The sequence below is a fragment of the Tardiphaga sp. GW822-FHT04G09 genome, from assembly GCF_058800725.1.
This window is the reverse complement of the sequence record NZ_JBXAMO010000032.1, coordinates 1-18,351: the sequence shown is the minus strand read 5'-3', so window position 1 is coordinate 18,351 and position 18,351 is coordinate 1. Positions and strand designations below refer to the sequence as shown.

18 protein-coding genes and 1 pseudogene are annotated in these 18,351 nt (G+C 60.8%); 14 read left to right on the top strand and 5 right to left on the bottom strand.

The window, feature by feature from the left end:
• Positions 1-303 precede the first annotated feature (303 nt).
• From AC1RLZ_RS29765 to AC1RLZ_RS29750, 4 genes are all read left to right on the top strand, one after another.
• Entirely contained in the window at positions 304-1,173 is an 870-nt protein-coding gene (locus AC1RLZ_RS29765) for a branched-chain amino acid ABC transporter permease (protein ID WP_493191612.1), read from the top strand.
• Positions 1,170-3,719: a branched-chain amino acid ABC transporter ATP-binding protein/permease gene (locus AC1RLZ_RS29760; protein WP_493191611.1), complete on the top strand. Its 2,550-nt coding sequence runs from the start codon at positions 1,170-1,172 to the stop codon at positions 3,717-3,719. The genes AC1RLZ_RS29765 and AC1RLZ_RS29760 overlap by 4 nt, the downstream gene beginning before the upstream one ends.
• A gap of 26 nt (positions 3,720-3,745) precedes the next feature.
• Positions 3,746-5,020, top strand: a complete 1,275-nt coding sequence (locus AC1RLZ_RS29755) for an ABC transporter substrate-binding protein (protein WP_493191610.1) — start codon at positions 3,746-3,748, stop codon at positions 5,018-5,020.
• 69 nt (positions 5,021-5,089) lie between these two features.
• On the top strand, positions 5,090-5,818 hold the full coding sequence (locus AC1RLZ_RS29750; RefSeq protein WP_493191609.1) for an SDR family NAD(P)-dependent oxidoreductase: 729 nt from the start codon (positions 5,090-5,092) through the stop codon (positions 5,816-5,818).
• A 39-nt stretch (positions 5,819-5,857) separates the two neighbouring features.
• Here AC1RLZ_RS29750 and AC1RLZ_RS29745 read toward each other — a convergent pair whose 3' ends face one another.
• Entirely contained in the window at positions 5,858-6,343 is a 486-nt protein-coding gene (locus AC1RLZ_RS29745; RefSeq protein ID WP_493191608.1) for a MarR family winged helix-turn-helix transcriptional regulator, read from the bottom strand.
• Between the two features lie 195 nt (positions 6,344-6,538).
• Between AC1RLZ_RS29745 and lipP1 the strand changes: the two genes are divergently transcribed.
• The 3 genes from lipP1 (at position 6,539) to AC1RLZ_RS29730 (ending at position 9,349) form a co-directional block, all read left to right on the top strand.
• A complete protein-coding gene (lipP1, locus tag AC1RLZ_RS29740) occupies positions 6,539-7,474 on the top strand; it encodes a LipP1 family hormone-sensitive lipase (RefSeq protein ID WP_493191607.1) in 936 nt (311 codons plus the stop codon).
• Between the two features lie 42 nt (positions 7,475-7,516).
• Positions 7,517-8,338: an SDR family NAD(P)-dependent oxidoreductase gene (locus AC1RLZ_RS29735; protein ID WP_493191606.1), complete on the top strand. Its 822-nt coding sequence runs from the start codon at positions 7,517-7,519 to the stop codon at positions 8,336-8,338.
• A 192-nt stretch (positions 8,339-8,530) separates the two neighbouring features.
• Positions 8,531-9,349, top strand: a complete 819-nt coding sequence (locus tag AC1RLZ_RS29730) for an IclR family transcriptional regulator domain-containing protein (protein WP_493191605.1) — start codon at positions 8,531-8,533, stop codon at positions 9,347-9,349.
• Between the two features lie 24 nt (positions 9,350-9,373).
• On the opposite strand, the gene AC1RLZ_RS29725 is transcribed toward AC1RLZ_RS29730, so the two are convergent.
• Entirely contained in the window at positions 9,374-9,922 is a 549-nt protein-coding gene (locus AC1RLZ_RS29725; protein ID WP_493191604.1) for an NADPH-dependent FMN reductase, read from the bottom strand.
• Positions 9,923-10,096: 174 nt separating this feature from the next.
• Between AC1RLZ_RS29725 and AC1RLZ_RS29720 the strand changes: the two genes are divergently transcribed.
• The 6 genes from AC1RLZ_RS29720 (at position 10,097) to AC1RLZ_RS29695 (ending at position 16,426) form a co-directional block, all read left to right on the top strand.
• On the top strand, positions 10,097-11,359 hold the full coding sequence (locus AC1RLZ_RS29720; protein WP_493191603.1) for an aromatic ring-hydroxylating dioxygenase subunit alpha: 1,263 nt from the start codon (positions 10,097-10,099) through the stop codon (positions 11,357-11,359).
• Positions 11,356-11,841, top strand: coding sequence for an aromatic-ring-hydroxylating dioxygenase subunit beta (locus tag AC1RLZ_RS29715; protein ID WP_493191602.1), 486 nt, complete (start codon positions 11,356-11,358; stop codon positions 11,839-11,841). The genes AC1RLZ_RS29720 and AC1RLZ_RS29715 overlap by 4 nt, the downstream gene beginning before the upstream one ends.
• 69 nt (positions 11,842-11,910) lie before the next feature.
• Positions 11,911-12,933: a 2Fe-2S iron-sulfur cluster-binding protein gene (locus AC1RLZ_RS29710; RefSeq protein WP_493191601.1), complete on the top strand. Its 1,023-nt coding sequence runs from the start codon at positions 11,911-11,913 to the stop codon at positions 12,931-12,933.
• 14 nt (positions 12,934-12,947) lie between these two features.
• The gene (locus tag AC1RLZ_RS29705) at positions 12,948-13,958 is read left to right on the top strand and encodes a PdxA family dehydrogenase (RefSeq protein WP_493191600.1); all 1,011 of its coding nucleotides are present in this window, start codon (positions 12,948-12,950) and stop codon (positions 13,956-13,958) included.
• 36 nt (positions 13,959-13,994) lie between these two features.
• Entirely contained in the window at positions 13,995-14,984 is a 990-nt protein-coding gene (locus tag AC1RLZ_RS29700) for a Bug family tripartite tricarboxylate transporter substrate binding protein (protein WP_493191599.1), read from the top strand.
• Positions 14,985-15,037: 53 nt separating this feature from the next.
• Positions 15,038-16,426, top strand: a complete 1,389-nt coding sequence (locus AC1RLZ_RS29695) for an MFS transporter (RefSeq protein WP_493191598.1) — start codon at positions 15,038-15,040, stop codon at positions 16,424-16,426.
• An 18-nt stretch (positions 16,427-16,444) separates the two neighbouring features.
• Here the strand turns inward: AC1RLZ_RS29695 and AC1RLZ_RS29690 are convergent, their stop codons facing one another.
• Together AC1RLZ_RS29690 and AC1RLZ_RS29685 are read right to left on the bottom strand one after the other, a co-directional pair.
• Positions 16,445-17,203, bottom strand: coding sequence for an FAD-binding protein (locus AC1RLZ_RS29690; protein ID WP_493191597.1), 759 nt, complete (start codon positions 17,201-17,203; stop codon positions 16,445-16,447).
• Positions 17,204-17,295: 92 nt separating this feature from the next.
• Positions 17,296-17,640, bottom strand: a pseudogene (locus tag AC1RLZ_RS29685) (FAD-binding protein); the annotation flags it as partial.
• Positions 17,641-17,738: 98 nt separating this feature from the next.
• On the opposite strand from AC1RLZ_RS29685, the gene AC1RLZ_RS29680 reads away from it, so the two are divergent.
• Positions 17,739-17,981, top strand: a complete 243-nt coding sequence (locus AC1RLZ_RS29680) for an OB-fold domain-containing protein (protein ID WP_493191647.1) — start codon at positions 17,739-17,741, stop codon at positions 17,979-17,981.
• Here the strand turns inward: AC1RLZ_RS29680 and AC1RLZ_RS29675 are convergent.
• A complete protein-coding gene (locus AC1RLZ_RS29675; protein ID WP_493191596.1) occupies positions 17,893-18,138 on the bottom strand; it encodes a hypothetical protein in 246 nt (81 codons plus the stop codon). The genes AC1RLZ_RS29680 and AC1RLZ_RS29675 overlap by 89 nt on opposite strands.
• Between the last annotated feature and the right edge of the window lie 213 nt (positions 18,139-18,351).

Sequence of the window (18,351 nt, the reverse complement as noted above, 5' to 3'; positions counted from 1 at the left end):
GCTGATGCAAAAGTTGAAAATTGTCGGAGCGCACTCAAGCGCGGAACCGAGGCGACGAGCCTCCTCCGACTGCCGGCAGATCGGCGTCGTGCCGGCGATGGTGAGCCAATGCTGCGCCGCCAAAATTACGATGCGACAAAAATCATGTTGCGTTCACAACATTGTTCGGACATCTTCTGGAAAATTTTTGTCGACGAAGACGCGGCAATGACGTGACGGAGGAATGATGGGCAGGGAAGGAAGCGGCTTTGCGGGCTGTGCCGGCATTGGAGAAACGGTCACCGGCGCGATCGGTCTAGCGGCATGATCGATGCAATCCTGTCCCAGATTGCAAACGGCTTAGCGCTGGGGTTTCTTTACGTCCTTATTGCTGTTGGCCTTTCGATCATTTTCGGCCTGTTGGGCATCGTCAACTTCGCTCATGGTGCGTTTGTTGCATTGGGTGCCTATTTTGCCGTCAGCGCCGTCGGTCTGCTGGGGTGGCCCGGCCTGCTGCTGGCGCCAATCGGTGTGGCGCTTGTCGGCGTCGTCGCCGAGCTCGTGCTCATTCGCCGGCTGTACAGCGAAGGGGCGCTGCTCAGCCTTGTAGTAACATTCGCCCTGGCATTGTTCATTGAAGCGGTCATCCGGTCAGTGTGGGGCGCCGCCGGCATTCCGATGAGTGTGCCTCCGGCGCTGTCTGGATTGATCGAGGTCGGGCCGATACTGCTTACGACCTATCGCTTCGGCATTCTGGTGATCACGATCGTTGTGCTGGCGCTGCTTTGGCTGTTTTTCGCCTTCACGCCCTATGGTCGCATCCTGCGCGCGGGTAGCCGCGACGCGGAGATGCTGGGGTGGCTCGGAGTCGATTTTCCGAAGGTAATGACCGGCGCCTTCGCGCTCGGCTGTCTGCTCGCGGGGATCGCCGGTGCGCTGGCTGGCCCGCTGTGGACGGTCTCACCGGGCATCATCTCCGCCGCAAGCATGCCGGCATTCGTGATCGTGACCATCGGCGGTCTCGGTTCCTACAAAGGCGCGATCATTTCAGGCCTGATGGTTGGGCTTGTGACGGCGCTCACCGTGCAATTCATCCCGGAAGCGTCCGGTGTCGCGATGTATGTGCTGATGGCGGTCGTTCTGCTCTTGCGCCCTCGTGGCCTGTTCGGTGAAGCTTGGGAGCGTTTTGAATGAACCCGATCAAGAATCGGCTGCATCCTGTTGCAGTCATGGCGGTGGCGCTCGCCGCGCTTTCCGGATGCGCCGTTGCCGGGTGGATCAATGTTGCTACCGTGACGGAGATCGCGATCTATGTGCTGTATGGCCTCGGCGTCAATCTCATGCTGGGCTATACTGGGCTCGTCCCGTTCGGCGCGTCGGTCTTCTTTGGCACCGCTACCTACGCCGCGGCCATCACGGCTCGCAGCTTCATCGGCAACGAGATCGGCGGGCTCGCTGTCGCCATCGTTTTCTCGGCGTTGCTCGGCGTCGCGCTCGGCGCGATCGTGTTGCTCCGGCGTGGTTTGTACTTCTCCTTGCTGACTCTTGCGTGTTCTCAGATCGCATTCGAGATCGCTTTCAAATGGACCGATGTGAGCGGGGGCGAGAACGGCCTGCAAAACGTACCGCGGCCGATGTTCCCGAGCGCCGTTGCCTTCCATGTGATTTGCGTGCTGGTCGTCCTAGTGGTCGCCTGGCTGCTGTGGCGCCTGGCGCATTCGCCGCTCGGCCGTTCGTTTCAGGCGATCCGAGAAAACGAGGCGCGCGCCGCTAGTCTCGGCTACGACGTCTATCGGCTCAAGCTGGCGTCCTTCACGATCGCCGGTGTGGTGATCGGCGCAGCCGGCGGGCTACTGGCCTTTCTGATCCAAGGTGCATATGCGAACAACCTGAATTGGCAGCATGCCGGCGACGCCGTGCTGGCGAACGTCCTGGGCGGCGTCCATCACTTCCTGGGACCGTTGTGGGGAGCGATGACCTTCATCCTGCTCAAGGACTATCTCAGCGGGGCGATCGAGAATTGGTGGCTGGTCTTCGCCCCGATTGTGATCATCCTGGCGATCTTCTCTCCGCAGGGACTGCACGGCCTGGCGCAGCGGCTGATATCCCGTTCGCGCTACACATTGGTGCGGGACGGCGTGCCGCCGCAGCCGCAGCAGATCACTCCATATCGACCGGGACGATCGGATGCCGAAGCCAGCGTGCCCTTGCTCGAGGTCCGCAAGCTGTCGCGCAATTTCGGAGCGTTGGTGACCGCCAAGGATATCGATCTGCAGATATTTTCGCGCGGCCTGCACAGCCTGATCGGCCCGAACGGTGCGGGCAAAACGACGTTCTTCAACATGCTGTCCGGCGTGCTGCCGCCATCGGGCGGGCAGATCTTCTTTCGGGGGCAGGAGATCACCGGGCTTTCGGTGCACAAGCGGGCAAGGCTCGGCATCGGACGATCGTTCCAGATCGTCCGGGTCTTTCCCCAGCTCTGCGCCTTCGAGAACGTACGGATCGCGGTGCAAGCGTCTCACCCAAGCCGCCACTCCTTCTTCCGCGATGCGTATGAGCTACATGACGTCAACGAGCGGACCTGGAGTCTTCTTGCGGCCGTCGGGCTGGAAGGACGGGCCCAAACTCTTTGCGTGAATCTCTCGCATGGTGAGCAGAGGCTGCTGGAGATCGCTGTTACGCTGGCCTGCGATGCCGAGATCCTTTTGTTCGACGAGCCGCTCGCTGGATTGGCGGAGCAGGACCGTCGGGTTGTGACTGACCTGCTGGTCTCGTTGGCGCGCAATCATGCGGTTTTTCTGGTGGAGCACGATATCGACCGCGTCTTGTCCGTCTCCGAACGGATCACGGTCCTGCATCAGGGCAAACTGATCGCGGATGGTCCGCCGGATGCCATCGTCAATGACCCCGCGGTGATTGCAGCCTATCTCGGTAAGTCCCGCGACAAGTCGGCGGCTCCCGCCATGGCTGCCCGCAGCGATGTATCATTGGCATCGTGCAGCACGGTTCTGGAATTGCAGGGTGTGGTTGGCGGATACGAGGGCAGCCGTGTTCTCGACGGCCTGTCGCTGCGGCTGCGAGAAGGCGAGGTCGTTGCCCTGCTTGGGCGGAACGGCGTCGGCAAGACCACGGCCCTGCGCGCGATCCTCGGCGCCTGCACGGTCAATCAGGGCACGATCCATCTTGACGGGACTGCTATCCAGGGCCTGCCGGGCCATCAGATCAACCGTAAGGGGATTGCGATCGTGCCGCAGGGGCGACGGCTGTTCCCAAATCTCACCGTCGAGGAAAATCTGCGGGTCGCGGCCCGGGCGGGCGGCGCGACGCTGGACGAAGCATATGACCTGTTTCCGAAGCTCGGCGTCCTTAAACACGCTAAAGCGCAGAACCTCTCAGGCGGCGAGCGACAGATGGTGGCGATTGCCCGCGCGCTGATGGCACCATGCCGGGTCATACTGCTCGACGAGCCGTTCGAAGGTCTGGCCCCCGCTGTCGTCAACGACATCATGGAAGCGATTGTCCGTCTTCGCTCGCGGTCGAGCTTGATCATCGTCGAGCACGATGCCGACGCGATCCTGTCGATCACCGACCGCGCCTACATTCTCGTCAATGGCGCAGTCGCCTTCGAAGGCGATGCGGCAGAGCTTGCCGCAAGGCCGGACCTTCAGGCGCGATATCTCGGGATCGCGCATGGCGGCGAGATCGATGCAAAGAACAGCCTGGCGGCCGCGACAATCTAGAAACGAAGAAAAGGGGAGAGATAACGATGCAAGATCAGGATAATAAAGGTTCAAATTCCGACCATCGAGGAAACCTGTCGCGCCGCGGCTTGCTCAAGGGCGCCGGCGGGGCAATCGCGCTCGGAGGCGTGACATCCTTCGCATCGCCGTTCATCCACAGTGCGGCGGCCGATGAGCCGGTAAAGCTCGGCATGGTGCTTGCCAAGCAGGGGCCGTTCGCCCAGCAGGGCGCGGATCTCGCAGCCGGCGTGCAGATGGCGCTCAAGCAGGCGAACAATCTCGTAGCGGGCCGCAAGGTCGAACTGACCTGGCTCGACGAGTCCGATCCCTTGAGCGCAACGCAGTCGATCACGAAGCTCGCCCAGGAGCAGAAAGTGGCAGCCGTGCTTGGCGGCACATCGAGCGCAAATTCGCTGGCCATGGGTGCGGTGGCCAAGCGCGCGCGGGTGCCATTTATCTCGCTTAACGCTGTTGCGAGAGAGGTTACGGGCAAACAGTGCAATCGCTTCATGTTCCGCTCGCCGCCGTCGATTCCCGTCTATGCCCGGGCTATGGGACCTGACCTGCTCGCGGCGGGAAAGAAATGGTACTTTCTTGTCGCGTCCTTCGCCATGGGAGACGACGTGCTGGCGACCTTCGGTGATTTCGTCAAGGCGTCCGGCGGCACGATTGCCGGCGTCGATCGCGTCCCGGTCGAAACCACTGATCTGAGTTCGTATATACTCAAGGTGCGCCAGGCCAAGCCGGACGTGCTTATTAGCGGCCTTGCCAATGTCGGCCCGATCCTCAAGCAGCTGCATGAATTCGGCATGACCGGAAAGATCACGGTCGGCGGGCCGGCGGTCAGCGATACGGATCTGTGGAGCGTCCCCCGCGAAGCGTTGTCCGGGATCTACGGCAAGATGTGGTACTACAACGATCCCGGCAATTCGTCGGAAGACAAGGAATTCACGGCGACTTACCTGAAGGACAACGGCAAGCCGCCGACGGATCGCGTCTGGGCCGGATGGTTCATGACACGTTATCTGCTCGCTGCGGTGGAAAATGCAAAATCGGTCGACGCCGCCAAACTCGTCGCCGCGCTCGAAGCGTTGCAGTTCAAGGATGGGTCGCAGCAGGTCGGTTTCAGGGAATGGGATCATCAACTGATCCGGCAGCCGGTCGTGGCGACGGCACAGCCGAATCCGAAGGACAATTGGGATACGCTGAAGGTCACCGCGAAATCCTCGGCGGATGCCAAGGCCCTCGACGCGCTGTTCGGAGCCAAGGAAGAGATCGGCTGCGCGATGGAAAGCATCTGAGTTGACTGAGCCGAGGCGTCGTATCCGCGGCGTCTCGGTCCGCGTCCCGCACGTACTGATGATGGTGCCATGAAACGTTTCGAACGAAAGATCATTCTGGTCACTGGCGGCGCGCGAGGACAAGGCGCCGAGGAAGTTCGGCGACTTCACGCCGAGGGGGCGACCGTCATTGCCGCAGACGTCGCCGACGAGCCGGGCGCAGCGCTCGCTGCGTCTCTCGGTGATCGCGCCATCTATCTGCATCTCGACGTATCGAATGCCGACAACTGGCAGGCCGTGCTGGATGCGTGCGGTGAGCGCGGCGGCCTCGACGGGCTCGTTAACAATGCTGGCATCTACCGACCGCGCGATATCGCGCATACGGATGACGCGGCCTTACGCCAGCATTTCGAGATCAATCAGCTTGGCGTCGCGCTCGGCATCAAATATGCGGCGCCACTGCTTGCGCAGCGCAAAGGCGCCATTGTCAATATTTCATCGACGGCCGGCCTGCAGGGCATCCCCAATGCGATGGCCTATGTCGGCACCAAATGGGCCGTTAGAGGCATGACCAAGGCTGCTGCTCTCGAACTGGCTCCGATGGGAATCCGGGTGAACTCCGTCCACCCCGGCCTGATCGATACGCCCATGCTGGATAGTCGGCCGCGCGAGGACCTGCTACGTCGCGCCCAGACGATCCCGCTCGGACGGCTCGGAACCTGCGAAGACGTCGCCCACGTCGTGCTTTTCCTGCTGTCCGACGAGAGCCGCTATATGACTGGCGCCGAGATCAGCATCGATGGTGGGATTTCGCTGTAACGACGGCACGCGTCAACCGCGCCATGGGATTTCGCGATGTCAGAACTCGGTGAAATCGACCTGTTCGACGGCCGGAAGATTTTTCAGAAGCACATGCAGATAGCCAATCAGATTATCGATCTCCTGCTCGTCCAGACCCGTAAGCAGTGCTTTTTCGCGGGCGAGGGCGAGATGAATGATGCGGTCGTGCATCGCGCGTCCCCTGGCGGTCAGCTTGAATTCGATCCTTCGACCCGTGCCTGGTTTCACCGTGATGTATTTCTTTTCGTCCAAGAAGACGGCGGCACGACTGAGCGCGGCCTTGTCGATCCCGATGAACTGACTGATGTCCGCGCCGGTTCCGATGTCGAACACCGCCAGATAAGACAGAATACGCCATTCGACGATGCCAAGTCCGTATTGCTTGCGATAGATGTGCGACGCGCTTCTCGCGAGCTTGTTGGAAAGCCAGGCGAGCAGGCCCGGTACGTAACGTTCGAGATGAAGCGCCGTCTTTTTGGTGGCGCCGGAGGTCTTGGCAGGCATCTGGGATTCCGTTCGGATCGTGGTATCGCAGACTGCAATATCGGTTACGGAGTTGTAGTTGCGCAAAGCATTTCCGCTTTGATCCTTTTGGCCGGTGCTGCGCCCGTCTATGTTGATAAGTCAACATATGTTGGAAGCGGGTGACGTCGCGGCGTTGTCGATCCGCCATACCGATACAGTCAGGAGAAACCAGAGATGTCACTTGATCAGGACAGCGCAGAGCTCGTTGCTCGGCTTCGCGAAATCAAGGCGCCGCGCTATGAGACCTTCACGCCGGATGAGGCACGGGCGGCGATGGCCGCTTCGCGCAAGGCCGCTGCGCTTGTTCCGCCGCCGATCTACGCCGTTCGTGACATCGCGATGGCAGGTGTCCACGGCGATGCCATTCAGGCACGTCTCTATGTGCCGTGCGATGCGGCAGGACTTCCTTTGTTAGTGTTTTTCCACGGCGGCGGCTTTGTTTTAGGCGATCTCGATTCACATGACATTCTTTGCCGCCGTCTTGCCACTGCGAGCGACTGCGCCGTGCTGGCCGTCGACTATCGTCTCGCGCCCGAGCACAAATTTCCTGCCGCAGTCGAGGACGCCATCGCGTCGGTGGAATGGGTTCTGGCTCATGCCACCGAGCTCGGAATCGACGGCACACGCATCAGCCTCGGTGGCGACAGCGCCGGCGCGAATCTTGCCACAGTCGTGGCGCTGCATCGCAAACGGAGCGGGTTGCCGCAGCAGACATGCCAGGTATTGCTCTATCCGGTGACCGATCTGCGGTGTGAGTTGCCATCCCATCAGATCGCACTGGATGGTCTGCCGGTGGTGGGCGACACGATGGTGTGGTTTCGCGATCATTATCTGGCGAGCCCGCAGCAGCGGGCAGACTGGCGCGCCTCGCCGCTACGAGCCGAGGACTTGACCGGCTTGCCACCGGCCTTCGTGCTCACGGCCGGCTACGATCCCTTAATGGACGAGGGCCGCGCCTATGCGGGGAAATTGCGCGAAGCAGGCGTGGCCGTCACTGAAAAGCATTACGCAGGTCAGCTCCACGGCTTCCTCACCATGGGCGCCAGATTCCCAACCACCGAGGCCGCGATCGCCGAGATCGCTTCGTTCATGCGCGACGAGCTGCGATAGCGGATCGCCGCGCTCAGAGTATGGCTATGAGAAGGTGATACAATGCTCCCCACATTTGCACCACATCGCGAGATCTTCGATCTTCCTGATCGCGTAGCGGTGGTCACCGGGGCGGGGTCCGGACTCGGCCGGATGTTCGCGTCGGTGCTGGCGGCGTATGGCGCGGAGATCTGCTGTCTTGATCAAGATCTTTCGACGGCCGAACAGACCGCAGCCGATATCACAGGGGCAGGCGGCAGTGCCTTGGCTGCGGCCGTCGACGTGACGGACGAGACCTCTGTGCGCGCCTTCGCTTCGATGATGTCGGAACGGGGCCGCACGATCGATGTTCTGGTCAACAATGCGGGTGTTGCGGATCTGCCAACCCGCATTCATGAGATGGACGATCTGACCTGGACCACAGCCATCGACGTCAATCTCAGCGGCACCTTCCGCTGCACGCGGGCTCTGCTGCCCATCATGATAGAAGGCGGTGGTGGTTCTATCGTCAATATCAGTTCGATCATGGGGCTCGGTGGGTTCTATCCAGGCAGCCCCGGCATTTCGGCGGCCTATAACGCGACCAAGGCTGCGATCATCGGCCTAACGAGACAACTCGCGGCTGAATATGCGAGCGACAATATCCGCTGCAACGCCATCGCTCCCGGCTGGCATCAGGGCACGAATCTCGGTGCTCGCAGAAGGTCATCTGCGTCGCTCGCAACGACGCAGGCGTTTGATCAGGCTATCCTTGACGGCACGCCGCTGGGCAGGCGGGGCCATCCGGAAGAACTGCGCGGGCTGATGCTGCTTCTAGCCAGCGATGCGTCGTCGTTCATCACGGGACAGGTTTTCGTGCAAGATGGTGGCTGGTCCGCGGTCTGACCGCAGGAATGGTCGTGGTTTGTTAGAATTCGCGTGGGTTGACGCGGTCGCACTCCGCGTCTGACAAGCGGCGGCAGAAGCGTGCGTGCGATTGACAGTCGCAAGGTCGTTCGTATATCGAACGCGCCAGCTGATTTCCCAATGAGAGCACTACGACGAATGCCGGCTGAACAGCCCAAATCGCGGAAACGTGTGCCATCTGTACGCCCGGTCGAGGGAATGGGAGGGCTGGCCAAAGGGCTGGCCATTATCGAAGCGCTGTCGTCGCGCGGTGCGCAGAGCGCGGCGGATGCGGCGAGAGCCGCAGACGCAACGCGGGCTGCCGCGCGCAGATGTCTTCTGACGCTCGTCGATCTCGGCTATGTCGAGCGTGTGGGACGCGAGTTTCGGCCGTTGCCGAGACTGCGCAATCTGGGCCAGCCGCGCAGTCTTCGTGACAGGCTTGCGGAGTCGAGCAATGACATTCTTGGATATGGCCGCGATCAGTTGAACGAGTCGCTGTCGCTCGCGATTCTCGAAAGCGACCATGTCGTTTTTGTTGCCCGCGCTGAGGCGGAGCACATCGTGCGAACGGGTGTGCGGATTGGTGCGCGCCTTCCGGCCTATTGCTCTGCGACCGGCCGTATCCTTCTGGGGGCGCTTCAGGATGCCGAGATCCGCGCCGTCATCGGGCAGAAGCCGCTGCATCGGCGCACGCCGCATACGATCGTCGAGCCGGACCTGCTTCTGAACGCCATCGATGAGAGCCGGGCATCGGGATTCGCGATCAGCGACGAAGAGCTCGAACTCGGCATGCGCGCACTCGCCGTGCCCGTTCGCGATATCGACGGGACGATTGTGGCCGCCGTCAGCGTCAGTGCCTATTCGGCGCGCGTGAGCCGCAAGATGTTTCTCACCGAGTTTCTCGATGTCGTCCGGGACTGCGCTGCGCGACTGGAAGAGCGCTGTTTTGGCGTGAAACGACCGGCCGCAGCGCCCACACAGAAGGCCGCTCCAGTCAAAAAGCGCTGAGCAGAATCGACCTCGCGCGGACCATCATTTCGACGAGGACAGTCGGCGCAGGCAACCTTCGACAAGCTGTTTCCTGATTTTGGGGTGTAATTCGCCCGCAGCATCGAACGGCCCGTCAAGCGAGCCTAGCTCGAGTTGCTGCGATACGACGGTCGCGCCGAGCTCGCGAAAGAATTGTTGAAGTGCAGGCTGCCCCCGCAAGCCGCCGGCGCCGCGTCCCGCCGTGCCGCATAAGGCGACCAGCGCGCCTCGAAACGGTGTCTGCTCCTCTTCATCCGCCAGCCGAAGCCACCCCACCAGGTTTCGGAGAACGGATGAATACACACCGGTGTATTCATCCGAGCTAACGAAGAAGCCGTCGGCGGAAGCGAGCAGAGACTTCAGCTGCACGACCTCGGCGGGGAGCTCCTGCGAACTTTGATGTTCGAAGCTCGGCAGATCGATCTGCGTAGGGTCGAGCACGATAGGCTCGATATGATCGAAGGACTCTTCTGCGATCTCAGCCGCCGCGGGCGCCAACTTCCAGTTCGTCGATCCGACGTGACTACTCCCCGAAATAAAAACCAGCTTCATCTACGCGCGACCTTTCGCTGAAGGGACCATGCGCATCGCCGCGATCGTTACGGGGCGACAAGCGCGCGGTCGCATTTCGAACATTTCTAAAAACTTGACACGTGTCATACCCGCTTGTAAACGAAAATTCGAATAACGAACTACGTTCGAATAACGAACAATATGGAGAGCGGGATGAACGAGCACACTCGCATCGAAGCAAGTCGGTCTGATTGGCCTGACGAGGGAGAAATCCGCCGCGTCCCATATTGGGCTTTCAGCGACAAGGATCTGTTCGAGCGTGAAAAGCAGGTGCTGTTTCACGGTCCGACATGGAATTTTCTTTGTCTCGAAGTCGAGCTGCAGGTGGCGGGCGACTTTGTCGCCGTGCATGTCGGCGAAACGCCGGTCATCGTCACGCGCGATCGTGATGGCGAGCTATACGCGTTCGAAAACCGCTGCGCGCATCGCGGGTCGCTGCTGGCGCTCGAGGATCGCGGTAACGTCAAGGATTTCACCTGCGTGTATCACGCCTGGAGCCATAACCTTCAGGGCGACCTGATCGGTATCGCCTTCAAGGACGGACTCGGTGGGAAGGGGGGCATCGCGAAGGATTTCTGCATGTCCGACCGCGGGCCACGTAAGCTCAGGGTCGTCGTCCTGCATGGTCTCGTCTTCGGTAGCTTTGATGAAGACGCCGAGGAGCTCGAAGACTATATCGGCGAGGAACTCGTCGCGCGGATCGCGCGCGTGATGGAAGGGCGCAAGCCCGTCGTCCTTGGCCGCTTCACGCAGATCCTTCCGAACAACTGGAAGCTCTACGTCGAGAACACCAAGGACAGTTATCACGCCAGCATCCTGCATACATTTTTCACGACCTTCGAACTCAACCGGCTGTCACAGCGCGGTGGCATCGTCGTCAATGAAAGCGGCGGCTCGCATGCGAGCTATTCCGAAGTCGACCGCGAAGCGGAAGGCGCGAAATCCAAGGACGTCTATTCCCAGCAGAACATTCGCTCGCAGTCCGACCTGAAGCTGTCGGACATGTCGTTGCTCGGCAATTTCAAGGAATTCAAGGACGACACCACGCTCCAGATCCTGTCGGTGTTCCCGAACTTCGTGCTGCAGCAGATCCAGAATGCGCTGGCCGTCAGGACCATCCTGCCGCGCGGCACGGATCAGATGCATCTGAAGTGGACTTACTTCGGCTTCGAGGACGATACGCCGGAACAGCGCAAGATACGCATGAAGCAGTCGAACCTGGTCGGTCCCGGTGGATATGTTTCGATGGAAGACGGCTGCATCGGCGGCTTCGTGCAACGTGGGACGGCCGGATCGCAGGACGAGCAGGCTGTGCTCGCGATGGGCGGCTACTCCATCGAAAGCAGTGATGACCGCATCACCGAGGCCGCGATTCGCGGGTTCTGGAAGGAATACCGTGAGAGGATGGGTCTATGAGCGACATGCAGGAGCGCCATCGGTTGATGGCGCTGATCTCGATGGTGCAGGCGCGTTACGTGCGTGAGATCGATGACGGCGATTGCACTGCATGGCCCGATTATTTTGCGGACGATTGCTTTTACAAGATCACGACGGCCGACAATCACAGCCAGAATCTCGAAGCCGGATTGATGTGGATGGATAGCAAGGGAATGCTGCACGATCGCATCCTTTCGCTGCTGGAAGCGAATGTGTATGAGCGGCATTCTTACCGGCACATCCTTGGTCAGCTTTATATCGGCGACATCGAAGGCGATGAGCTCGACTCGGAGACACCATTCATGGTGGCGCGGATCACGCGCGAGGGGCCGACCGATCTTTTCGCCACCGGGCGCTATATCGACCGCTATCGCGTGGCGGGCGAGGACGCAAAGCTGGTGAAGCGGATCGTGGTGCTCGACAGCGGCTATATCGATACGCTGCTCGGCTTCCCTCTGTGACGATGCGAGCTGGATCGCTTCTGCGATCCGACCGCCAACCAACAACTCAATCATCTGGGAGGAAACTGCGTGAGTTTCCTGATTTCTGTCGCGGATAAGGATATCAGCTTCGATTGTGCCGAGAATGAAACGGTTCTCGATGCTGCGGAGCGCGCCGGTTATGCGATCCCTTATTCATGCCGCAAGGGCGTCTGCTCGTCCTGTGCGGGAGGGCTCGTCGCCGGTCAGGCTGTCGTCCGTGGGCAGGGGGCATGTATCGGACCTGCGCAGAACGTTCTGCTGTGTCAGGCACGTCCGCAAAGCGATCTGTTGGTGGCGCCGACGCGTATCCGTTCCGCCGACATCATCGAACGCAAGATCTTCACGTCGAAGGTGCGCAAGATCGAGCTGCTTGCCGCAGACGTGGTCGTTGTTCATCTGCGTTTGCCGATCGGTCGTCGCGCGATCTTTCAGGCCGGACAATATGTGCGCGTGATGATGACTGATGGCGACAGCCGCAATTACTCGCTGGCCAATCCGCCTCAGAAGAACGACGAGATCGAGCTTCATATCCGGCATGTGCCCGGCGGCAAATTTTCCGAGGGTGTGCTTGCAAGCCTTGCCAAGGCGAAAACGCTGGAAATCGAATTGCCTTATGGGGAATTTGCGCTCAGCGAAAATGCTGGGCGCCAAGCGATCTTGATCGCTACGGGAACGGGATTTGCGCCAATCAAGTCCATGATCGAGAACGTCATCCGCCTGGGCGAGGCGCGGCCGATCCATTTCTATTGGGGCGCCAATCGCGAGGCCGATCTTTACATGACCGACCTGCTGGCCGAATGGGCGACAGCACATCCGTGGTTTCGCTACACGCCGGTCGTTTCCAGCCCGGATCCCTCCTGGAGCGGGCGCACCGGCTTCGTGCATCAGGCGGTTCTATCCGACTACCCCGACATGTCGGCACTCGAAGTCTATGCCTGCGGCGCGCCGGCAATGATCGATGCCGCCCGGCACGACTTTCTGAATAAAGCGGGCCTGTCGCGCGACGCCTTCTTCAGTGACGCTTTCGTTCCCACCGGTGACGACGGGGCGACGTCCCTGTCGGCGACCTGATGCGAGGAATTGCGATGAGCGGTGTCATCAAGACGATCGCACTGACGATCGGAGATCCGAATGGGATCGGGCCGGAGATCGCGGTCAAGGCGGCTATGGATCTGGCTGGCAGCGAGCAGCCCAGGGTCATCCTGGTCGGGGACGATCATGTCATCCGGCACTATGCCGAGCGGCACGCGCCAGACAGGGCCCTGGTCGGATACCAGAGCAGTGAGGCGCCGCAACGCGACGCGCTTTATTGGCATCCGGTGCAGGCACTGCCTGCGGGGAGTTTCAAGCCAGGCGTGATCGATGCTGCCGCCGGAAGAGCTACCGTGGAATATGTCGCGTCAGCGATCGAACTCGTCCGCACAGGCGTCGCCGATGCCATCGTTGGATGCCCGCATAACGAGACTGCGGTCAATGCAGCTGGGATTCCGTTTTCGGGCTACCCCGGTCTGATCGCGCGGCTGACGCATGTGCCCGAGAGCGACGTCTTCATGATGTTTGTCGGCGGCGGGCTCCGCATTCTGCATGCGACGTTGCACGAGCGTCTGCACGACGCGCTGGCGCGCCTGACGCCCGAGCTGATCGAGCAGGCGGGGCTAACCTGCCTGAACACACTCAAGCGTCTCGGTATCGAGGCGCCGCGGATCGGCATCTTTGGCATCAATCCGCATGCCGGCGAGGGCGGACTGTTCGGCAATGACGACGATGAGATCACGTCGCCGGCCGTTGCGCGTTTGCGTGCCGCAGGGCATGCGGTCGAAGGGCCTGTGGGCGCCGACCTGCTGGTTACGCGCAAGGACATCGACGGTTTTGTCGCGATCTATCACGATCAGGGGCATATCCCGGTCAAACTCTTGGCGGGGCGCAACGCGTCGGCATTCTCGGTCGGCTCGGACATCCTGTTTTCCAGTGTCGGGCATGGCAGCGCATTCGACATCGCTGGCAAGGGCGAGGCGGACGCCACAGCGGTGCTGCGCACCATACGCCTCATCAGTAACACAGCCCCGCCAGGCCAAAGCGTCGGGGCGGCTGGATAAAATCTACAAAACAAAATCATTGGGAGGAATGAATATATGGTCACCGCGAAAACAGTCGTGAGGACTCTGTCGGTTGCCGCGATCGGCACCTTGCTGTTTGCCAGTGGATCGCGCGCCAATGTGGAGGCGGACTATCCATCGAAAATCATCAAGATCGTCGTGCCGTTCTCGGCCGGCGGCACCGCTGACGCATTGCCGCGTATCGTCGCCGAGAAGCTCCGTCAAAAATGGGGGCAGGCGGTGATCATCGAAAACCGCGCAGGCGCCGGCGGCAATATCGGCGCGGAGTTTCTGGCGAACAGTGCGCCTGACGGACATACGCTGCTCGCAAGCCCGCCAGGACCGATCGCAATCAACGAGACGCTCTACAAGAAGATGAGCTTCAAGCCATCCGAATTCCTGCCCGTCACGCTACTGGCGACTGCGCCGAATGTGGTCGACGTCCGGCCGAACTTTCCCGCCAAATCCGTCGGCGAGCTCATCGCCTACGCCAAGGCCAATCCCGACAAGGTGACATTCGCCTCGCAAGGAAATGGGTCGACGTCCCACCTGACCGCGATGTTGTTCCAGAAGCTGACACAGACCAGCATGACGCATGTCGCCTATAAAGGCACGGCGCCGGCGTTGCAGGACATTGTCGGTGGCACGGTGGACATCTTCTTCGACAATCTCGGCTCCTCACTGAATCTGCATGAGAGCGGCAGGCTGCGGATCCTCGCCGTGTGCGGTCCGGAGCGTACGCCCCAACTGGCCGAGGTGCCGACGGTCCGGGAGGCCGGCGTCAAGGATTTCACGTCGGTGACCTGGTTCGCGCTGATGGCGCCGAAGGGGACGCCGAGTGGAATCGTCGAAAAGTTGAATCAGGCGATCACAGAAATCCTGCGCGAACCGGAAGTGCAGTCCAAATTCACGGCGCTTGGCGTGCAAGCCAGTCCGATGACGGTCAAATCTACAGCGGAGTTCATTGACGGAGAACGCACCCGCTGGGGGGACATCATCAAGTCCACGCAGATCGCTGTCGATTGAAGCGAGAAAACTGCGTGTGACGTCGGTCTGAACAGATGCAAGCAGGAGCGGAAATGGTCTCGGACAGATCGTTCGACGTGGCGGATTTCATAAACAACCGTCGTGTCGGGCTCACTCAATATGCGATCATCGTGCTATGCGGGCTGGTGATGTTCCTGGATGGCTTCGACACCCAGGCAATCAGCTACATGGCGCCGTCGATCTCCCGTGAATGGCATCTCTCCAAGGAGATGCTCGGTCCGATCTTCTCGTCCGCGTTGATTGGGCTGATGGTCGGCTATCTCCTGGTCTCGCCGCTCTCGGATCGTTATGGACACCGCAAGCTGGTGGTCGTCAGCACGTTCGGCTTTGCGTTACTCACTTGCGCGACAGCATTTGCATCTGGAGTTACTGAGCTGATCGTGCTGCGCTTTGCCACCGGCATCGCACTTGGATCCGTCGTGCCCAGTGCCATTGCTTTGACGACGGAGTTTAGCCCGACACGGACGCGCGCCACTTTCGTGCTGGCGATCTATTGCGGCTTCTCGCTCGGTTTCGTTGCTGCAGGTGGCGTGGCTGCTTGGGCAATCCCGCAATATGGCTGGCGGTCGATGTTGTGGATCGGGGCGGTCGCCCCGTTCGTCGTCGCGCTGATTGCGCTGATCGCTTTGCCGGAATCGATGGACTTTCTGGTTCGCACCAAGGCGTCCCCTGAGCGCATCTGGCGCGTCGTCCGTCGCGTCGATAACACGCTCCCTGTCAGCAGCCCTGTGCGGTTCTGGACCGAAATGGCCGAGCAGCGCAGTTCGATCGGCAGCCTGTTCGCAGCCGGGCGGAGCTTGGGGACGCTGGTGATCTGGGTGGTGTTCGTGCTCAATCTCGCGGAGTTCTACGGTCTGCAGAGCTGGCTGCCGACGGTGCTCGGCAATGCCGGTTACTCCCTCAGCACTGTTGCCCTGGCGACTTCGATGACGACGGTGGGCGGGATTATAGCCGCTTTCGCGATCGGCCCGGCCATGGATCGGATCGGCGCCTACAAGTCGCTCGCTGTGGTCTATCTCAGTGGTGCAGTGCTGGTGCTTGTGTTCGGCTTTTCGATCGGACGCCCGGACTGGCAACTGGTGCTGGCGGCGTTCCTGGCGGGATTTTGCATCAGCGGGGGACAGAAGAGCGTCATCGCGCTCGCTGCAATTTATTATCCGAGCGCAATCCGCTCGACCGGGGTTGGCTGGGCCCTTGGCATAGGCCGACTGGGTGGCATTGCCGGTCCATTACTGATCGGTGCGATGCTGGCATATCAGCTGTCCGCACAAAATATTCTCTACATGGCATCAATCCCGATGGTGTTTGCGGGCATCCTGATCGCGGTGCTTGCGCGCCGCTACGGATCGCCAGCGACGGACAAAGCTGTGACGCCACCATTGAATGGCGCCCAGGCAATTTCGACCGGTAACCGAGCTTGAGCAGGACGTGACACGGCCCTATCGATGAGGAGGATGGTCGGACCAAACGTCGTCAGGCCTGGGATTCGATATTCCGTGTTGTACCGCGCGAAAAGCACCCGCGATCGCGGGGCCCAATGTGATGCCCGGACCGGGATAGGCGTCCCCCATGATCGAGGCCGCATCGTTGCCGCAGACATAGAGGCCGGGAATGGCGCTGCCGTCCGATCGAAGGACCTGTGCATCCCTGCTGACACGAAGCCCGGCGGTGGCACCGATATCGCCGACATAGAGACGGACCGCATAGAATGGCGCAACGGCGATCGGACCGAGCGTTGGATTGGGAGCATGCGTCGGATCACCATTGGCCCGATGATACGGCGTGGTGCCGCGGCCGAAATCCTCGTCCACCCCCGCCGGGGCAAAGCCGTTGAAGCGCGCGATGGTCTGCGACAATTGCATCGCCGGAACGTTCAAGGCCGCGGCCAATCCAGCGATCGTCGATGCCTCGGTCAGATATCCATCGGCGATAAATTCGGTGAGATCGCGGGTGCCTTGTCGCACCATGCCAAGCCCGTAGCGGCGCAGCCCGGTCGAATCCGTGATGATGAAGCAGGGCACGCAGGGGACCGTCTCGTTCCTGTCGAGCATCGCGCGCCCGAAGGCGTGATAGGAGGTCGACTCATTGACGAAGCGGCTGCCGCCTTGATCGACGCACAGCGTGCCAGGCTTGCTCCTGTCCAGAACGAAGTGCGGAAACACCGCGCGGCTGCCGTCCCGGCGTTGTCGCGTCGACACCGGGGCCCAGAAAACATTGTCGCGCCCGATGGTCTCAAAACCGCGCCCATCGCGAGTGCTGCGTCCTGCGCCGTGCCGACCAGGCCCGGCGCCATCGGACTGTGGACCTCGACGGGCGGCAGCATTTCGCTCCGTCTTGTGGCATGCGCGCTGAAGCCGCCGGACGCGAGTATGACACCGATATTTGCCTTCAGCGCAAGTGTGGTTCCTCCGGCGGCCAGCACGGCTCCCGTAACTTTTCCATCGCGCGAAATGAGTTCGACCAGGCTCGTATTCAAGACGATATCGACCTTGCGGGCGCGCAATGACGAGAGCAATCGTCCAACAAGCGCATTTCCCATGACAAGGCGGCTGCCGCGCCGTCCTGCGATCTTGTCGAGCGCATAGCGGCCCAGGATCCGCGTCGCATGTTTGAACGATGCAAATGACCGCGTCATTTTGAGCAGATGGCCGATATCGGTGCGATCGACCATCATGCCGCCGAGCCTGTCACGAATTCGATCCGGATTGGGTCGAGGTCAGGCCGGAAGGTACTATATTCAGCTGGGAGCGGGCATGGCATCCATCACATCCGGCCGTGCGAGATGACGTCCCTTACATTGCGGTCTTGGTGGAGCTGAAAGATGCAGGTGGTGTGGGACTGGTCGGAAATCTTCTCGGAGATCCGACGCAGGCAGTCGAGATAGGCGCTAGGGTTGAGGGGGTGTTTGAGCAGCACCCAGACGCAAACCCGCCTCACGGTCTGCTTCAGTGGAGAGCTGTTCAGTCGATTGATTGAGGCGGCGTTCGAGGGCTACCACCAGCTCTGCGATCAATAGCAGCACGGTGCATACTGAATTCGGCGGTGCCATCCAGTTCATGGTGTCAAGCGGCCAGGTCACCCTTGGCACCGGCGTCGCCACGCTGTTGGGATTTTGCTTTGAGGAAGTCAGCATGCTGACTTTTGCATTCGCATACGCGTTTCAACGGTGACTTTTCAACCGGACACCATCACCGTCGCCGTTATAGCGCACCAGCCGAATGGCAGACGGTGGAAGCAATTTCACGTGACGGAAGTTAAGTTGGGTGAACTGTCATTCGGCCTGCAATATTGACCCCGTAAGCCGGGGGATCGGCGTCCAAAATTGACCCCCTACCATTAGCCTGTT

Excerpts from the sequence above, each read along its gene's own strand:
- AC1RLZ_RS29705 (WP_493191600.1), top strand. The coding sequence starts at position 12,948 with ATGAGCGGTGTCATCAAGACGATCGCACTGACGATCGGAGATCCGAAT.
- AC1RLZ_RS29750 (WP_493191609.1), top strand. The coding sequence starts at position 5,090 with ATGAAACGTTTCGAACGAAAGATCATTCTGGTCACTGGCGGCGCGCGA.
- AC1RLZ_RS29755 (WP_493191610.1), top strand. The coding sequence starts at position 3,746 with ATGCAAGATCAGGATAATAAAGGTTCAAATTCCGACCATCGAGGAAAC.
- AC1RLZ_RS29765 (WP_493191612.1), top strand. The coding sequence starts at position 304 with ATGATCGATGCAATCCTGTCCCAGATTGCAAACGGCTTAGCGCTGGGG.
- AC1RLZ_RS29720 (WP_493191603.1), top strand. The coding sequence starts at position 10,097 with ATGAACGAGCACACTCGCATCGAAGCAAGTCGGTCTGATTGGCCTGAC.
- AC1RLZ_RS29760 (WP_493191611.1), top strand. The coding sequence starts at position 1,170 with ATGAACCCGATCAAGAATCGGCTGCATCCTGTTGCAGTCATGGCGGTG.
- AC1RLZ_RS29700 (WP_493191599.1), top strand. The coding sequence starts at position 13,995 with ATGGTCACCGCGAAAACAGTCGTGAGGACTCTGTCGGTTGCCGCGATC.
- lipP1 (WP_493191607.1), top strand. The coding sequence starts at position 6,539 with ATGTCACTTGATCAGGACAGCGCAGAGCTCGTTGCTCGGCTTCGCGAA.
- AC1RLZ_RS29725 (WP_493191604.1), bottom strand. The coding sequence starts at position 9,922 with ATGAAGCTGGTTTTTATTTCGGGGAGTAGTCACGTCGGATCGACGAAC.
- AC1RLZ_RS29695 (WP_493191598.1), top strand. The coding sequence starts at position 15,038 with ATGGTCTCGGACAGATCGTTCGACGTGGCGGATTTCATAAACAACCGT.
- AC1RLZ_RS29745 (WP_493191608.1), bottom strand. The coding sequence starts at position 6,343 with ATGCCTGCCAAGACCTCCGGCGCCACCAAAAAGACGGCGCTTCATCTC.
- AC1RLZ_RS29735 (WP_493191606.1), top strand. The coding sequence starts at position 7,517 with ATGCTCCCCACATTTGCACCACATCGCGAGATCTTCGATCTTCCTGAT.
- AC1RLZ_RS29675 (WP_493191596.1), bottom strand. The coding sequence starts at position 18,138 with ATGCTGACTTCCTCAAAGCAAAATCCCAACAGCGTGGCGACGCCGGTG.
- AC1RLZ_RS29715 (WP_493191602.1), top strand. The coding sequence starts at position 11,356 with ATGAGCGACATGCAGGAGCGCCATCGGTTGATGGCGCTGATCTCGATG.